The 4737-nt window shown below is 51.5% G+C and carries 5 protein-coding genes; 3 read left to right on the forward strand and 2 right to left on the reverse strand.

Annotated features, from left to right (window positions below):
• Together VIM87_RS20915 and mce are read right to left on the reverse strand one after the other, a co-directional pair.
• Positions 1-916, reverse strand: a 916-nt coding sequence (locus VIM87_RS20915) for a hypothetical protein (RefSeq protein WP_331998888.1), incomplete at its 3' end; no start/stop codon positions are given.
• A 112-nt stretch (positions 917-1028) separates the two neighbouring features.
• Positions 1029-1430, reverse strand: a complete 402-nt coding sequence (gene mce / locus VIM87_RS20920; RefSeq protein WP_331998889.1) for a methylmalonyl-CoA epimerase — start codon at positions 1428-1430, stop codon at positions 1029-1031.
• 160 nt (positions 1431-1590) lie between these two features.
• On the opposite strand from mce, the gene VIM87_RS20925 reads away from it, so the two are divergent.
• The 3 genes from VIM87_RS20925 to gldF all read left to right on the forward strand — a co-directional run.
• The gene (locus VIM87_RS20925; protein WP_331998890.1) at positions 1591-2805 is read left to right on the forward strand and encodes an IscS subfamily cysteine desulfurase; all 1215 of its coding nucleotides are present in this window, start codon (positions 1591-1593) and stop codon (positions 2803-2805) included.
• Between the two features lie 201 nt (positions 2806-3006).
• Positions 3007-3474 (forward strand): iron-sulfur cluster assembly scaffold protein, encoded by a 468-nt coding sequence (locus VIM87_RS20930; protein ID WP_331998891.1) that lies wholly within the window; start codon positions 3007-3009, stop codon positions 3472-3474.
• A 214-nt stretch (positions 3475-3688) separates the two neighbouring features.
• On the forward strand, positions 3689-4737 hold a 1049-nt coding region (gldF, locus tag VIM87_RS20935; protein WP_331998892.1), incomplete at its 3' end, for a gliding motility-associated ABC transporter permease subunit GldF.

Genomic DNA, 4737 nt, shown 5'->3' on the forward strand with positions numbered 1-4737 from the left:
GCGTATACACAGCTTCCAACAGCGTATCTGCGTCTACTTCTGCTTCCCCTCTTTCAAAGGCGCTTAAGATCCTTGCACCACGGGACTCGCCGTGCCCTCTGCCCGCCGTGCCTTTACTTTTTGCGCCTACATTTACGGTACTGAAAGGTACGAGCTCCCGGGCATCCAGGTAAGCCCCGATGGCCTGCTGCAGGTTGCTGACCAGGCTGTTGACGTCGCCACTGGTGTTCGCCTCGTTAGCGGCAACCAGACTGGCCACCAGCGTCTTTAATTCATGGTGAAACCGGCTGGCGATAACACTTTCCCCGTCCAGATACTTCAGGCCTGGCAAAGCTTTTAAATGCTCAGTCAGGCCCATCATGTACCTTATTGCGTCTGCGAGGGTCCTACCCTGCAGGGCGATATTGATCCCTTCCGTCTGGATGATAAAAGCGGTGGTATGATCGCCCATAGAATCGCTGTAAACACGGGGAGGGCGGCCCCGTATAATTATATCGACTATTTCTTCCCCCGGTGTAAGCCGGATTTGAGCAGAAGTAAGCTGTGCCACTTTTCCGGCAGCTGTTACAGGGGCCGGAGACCGGATCTGCAGTGAGAAACGCTGTAATAATGGTTGTGATGGCGCTGAGCGGGCAGGCGACGCTGCCTGCGGTACGGTATGCCAGGGTTGCGGAAATGATCCATTGGTAGCGCCAGGCGCAGCAACGGCCGCAGGCTCGTGGGGCAGGGCAAACCGCTGAACGGCGGGCATGGCTGATGCAGTTTCGCTGCTCTCTCCTTCCGGTATGTCAAACCTTCCTTCTTTCCACTGAAAAGGCGCCGGCGCCGGTAATGACACCCCTGAAGCGCCCGCATGCTGCGCGATGGGATGGCTGTTGGTAACGGGAGCGGAAATTTTCTGATCCTGGTCTGGCATAAGGCGCAACTGATCCTGAGGGATAGGCCCAGTTAATGGTAAAATACAAAATCTTTACATCCATCACCACATTCCCCCCATCTGCACATCCGCATATCTGCACATCCGCACATCACTTCCTTTCCTGGCAAAGCTCCACCAGCACCCCGCTCGTATCCTTCGGGTGTAGAAAGCACACCAGCTTATTATCCGCGCCCTGCCTGGGCTTATCCTGTAAAAGAGTAAAGCCCTCCGCAGCAAGTCGTTGCATTTCTTCCTCAATATTGCTCACCTCAAAGGCAATATGGTGTATGCCCGCGCCTTTTTTGGCAATAAACCGGGCAATCACGCTCTCCGGTCCCATGGCTTCCAGCAGCTCTACCTTGCTCTCGCCCTGACGGAAAAAAGCGGTCAGCACCTGCTCGGTCTCCACCGCCTCCTGCTTATAACAGGGGCTGTTCAGCAGCTTTTCAAATAAGGGAATAGCATCCGCAAGGGAAGTCACGGCAATACCGATATGTTCTACTTTTAACATGCATGTGTTATTTAGCAGGGGCAAGTTCCCAAAAAATTCCCAATCCATAGAGGCATTCTATTTGCCTATTGTATTTATAGATGGGCCTAACAGAACATCCATACAAGTTTCGTCGTAAATTTGAATAACATCGTTTAGAATAAATTAAGATCAAACCGCCATGTTAAAGCTACCGATATACCTGGATAACAACGCTACCACTCCCTGCGATCCCCGTGTGGTGGAGGCCATGCTGCCTTATTTCACCGAAACTTTTGGCAATGCAGCCAGCCGTAACCACCCCTTTGGCTGGGCAGCAGAGGAGGCAGTGGACTTTGCCCGGGAACAGGTAGCCAGGCTGATAGGCGCGGATCCCAAGGAGATCATTTTCACCTCCGGCGCCACAGAATCCGACAACCTGGCCCTTAAAGGCGTGTTTGAGATGTACGCAGCCAAAGGCAATCACATTATTACCACCGCCACAGAGCATAAAGCCGTGCTGGATACCTGCAAGCACCTGGAAAAGCAGGGCGCAAAGGTCACCTACCTGGGTGTGAACAGCGAAGGCCTGATAGACCTGAAGGAGCTGGAAGCCGCCATTACGCCCGCCACCATCATGGTAGCCATTATCTACGCTAATAACGAGATAGGGGTTATAAACCCCATGCGCGACATCAGCGCCATTACCCGCCGCCATGGCGTGCTGTTAATGACGGATGCCACACAGGCCGTGGGCAAGATACCGGTGGATGTGAACAGGGATGGTATAGACCTGATGGCCTTTAGCGCCCATAAAATGTATGGCCCCAAAGGGGTAGGCGCCTTATATGTGCGCCGCAAATCGCCCCGGGTAAAGGTAACCGCCCAGCTGGACGGCGGCGGCCACGAAAGGGGCATGCGCTCCGGTACCCTGAATGTGCCGGGCATAGTGGGTTTTGGAAAAGCCTGTGAAATATGCCAGCAGGAAATGGAAGAAGACGGCAAACGCCTGCAAATATTAAGGGACAAGCTTGAAAAAGCATTACTGCAGCTGGAAGAATCTTACCTGAATGGCGCCCCCAACCAGCGCCTGCCCCATGTAAGCAATATTTCATTTAAGTATGTGGAAGGTGAAGGCCTGCTGATGGGCTTCAATAAAAGCATCGCCCTATCCTCCGGATCGGCCTGCACCAGCGCCTCCCTGGAACCCAGCTATGTGCTGAAGGCACTGGGCCTGGGCGATGATCTGGCCCACTCCTCCCTGCGTTTTGGACTGGGCCGTTTTACTACGGAGGAGCAGATAGACTATACCATACAAGCCGTTACAGATGCGGTGAACCGGCTGCGCGCCATTAGCCCCCTCTGGGAAATGTTTAAAGATGGCATAGACCTTGACACTATACAATGGGCGCATTGATTTTAGATTTACGATTTTAGATCTTAGATTTAAAGGGGACACATACAACTAACATAGCAATCGCTTCAGGAAAATCGTAAATCTAAGATCGTAAATCCCAAATAGCATGAAAGGGGGTTGTGTATAATTCAATACCGGCTTACATTTAATTAAGCTGAAACGCTGCATAATCTGAAATCGTTTACTTAAATATATATCAGTATGGCTTACTCGGAAAAAGTACTGGAGCATTATAACAACCCGAAGAACGTAGGCTCGCTGGACAAAAACAGTAAAGCGGTAGGCACCGCGCTGGTAGGGTCTCCGGAGCATGGACACAGTGATATAATGCGTTTACAGATCGAGGTAAATCCCGTAACGCAGGTGATCACCGACGCCAGGTTCAAGACCTTTGGCTGCGGATCTGCTATCGCAGCATCCTCCCTGGTAACAGAATGGCTGAAAGGCAAAACTATCCATGATGCATTGCGCATCGATAACATGGATATTGTAGAAGAGCTGAACCTGCCGCCCGTAAAGCTGCACTGCTCTGTGCTGGCTGAAGAAGCCATCAAAGCCGCAGTGAATAATTACCGGTACAAGAACGGCCTGGAAGCCCTGGTGCTGGAAGAAGAAGAGGAGGAAGAGTACGAAGAAGAAGAGGAAGAAAGCGAAAGCGCGTTCCTTTAATCCAACCATTACTGCATGCCCCTGCAGGCAGCAGGTAGTGACCAGCTACCTGTAGCCAAAACCTTTCACTCCCCCATCCCCGCTTTCCTATAGTAATTCCCCCATTTAGCTGTACTACACTTAATTTACGTATACCCAATTCGTAATTCGTAATTGAATAATTCGTAATTAATAATTCCCTCCGTTCTAATATATTTGTACTTTTATTAATGCTATGATAGCCATCTTCAGAAAGGAAATACATCAGTTCTTCAGCAGTATCACTGGCTATGTGGCCATCATCCTTTTCTTACTGGCAAACGGGCTGCTGCTCTTTGTATTCCCGGATACCAGCCTGCTGGACTTCGGTTATGCCAACCTGGACCCGCTTTTTGAGCTGGCGCCCATCATTTACCTGTTACTGATCCCGGCCATTACCATGCGCAGCTTTGCAGATGAGTTCCGGTCCGGCACCATAGAGCTGCTCAGCACCAAACCCCTTACCTGGTGGCAGATAGTGCAGGGTAAGTTCTGGGCCAGCGCACTCATTGTACTCATATCGCTTATTCCCACACTGGTATATTATTTAGCCATTCAGCAGCTTAGCGCACCCACGGTGCACCTGGATAATGGCGGCATTGCCGGCTCTTACCTGGGCCTGCTGCTGCTGGGTGTTGTGTTCACCGCCATTGGCATCTGGGCGTCGTCCCTCACGGGCAATGCGGTAGTAGCCTTCCTGGTAGCGGTTTTCACCTGTTTTCTTTTTTATAATGGGTTTGATGCGCTGAGCAAGATCCCTGCCTTTTCCGGCGGGGCGGATTATTACCTGCAAATGGCCGGTATAAAATTCCATTACACCTCCATTAGCCGGGGCGTAATTGATAGCCGGGATGTGATCTATTTTGCCAGCGTAATTGTGCTCATGCTGTTCCTCAGCAAGCTATCCCTGCAGCGCCGGGTATGGCAGGGCTCCGGCAACCAGAAAAAGTACCTGCAGCGCGCGTTGGTAATAATATTGGCTTTAATAGGCGTAAATGTGGCAGCAGCGTATATACATGGCCGTGCCGACCTTACCGCCGAAAAAAGATATACCCTGGCCCCCTCCACCAAACAACTATTACGCGGGCTGGATAGCACCGTTACCATAGAAGTGTTCCTGAAAGGCGATTATCCCGCAGCCTTTAAACAGCTGGCGCAGGCCACAGAAGAGCTGTTGAGCGAATTCCGGGAATATGGCGGTAAGAATATCCGCTTCTCTTTCCAGGGCCCCGGCCAGGGCATGGC

This window comes from Chitinophaga sp. (assembly GCF_036569125.1).
In the GTDB taxonomy this organism is placed as follows: Bacteria; Bacteroidota; Bacteroidia; order Chitinophagales; family Chitinophagaceae; genus Chitinophaga.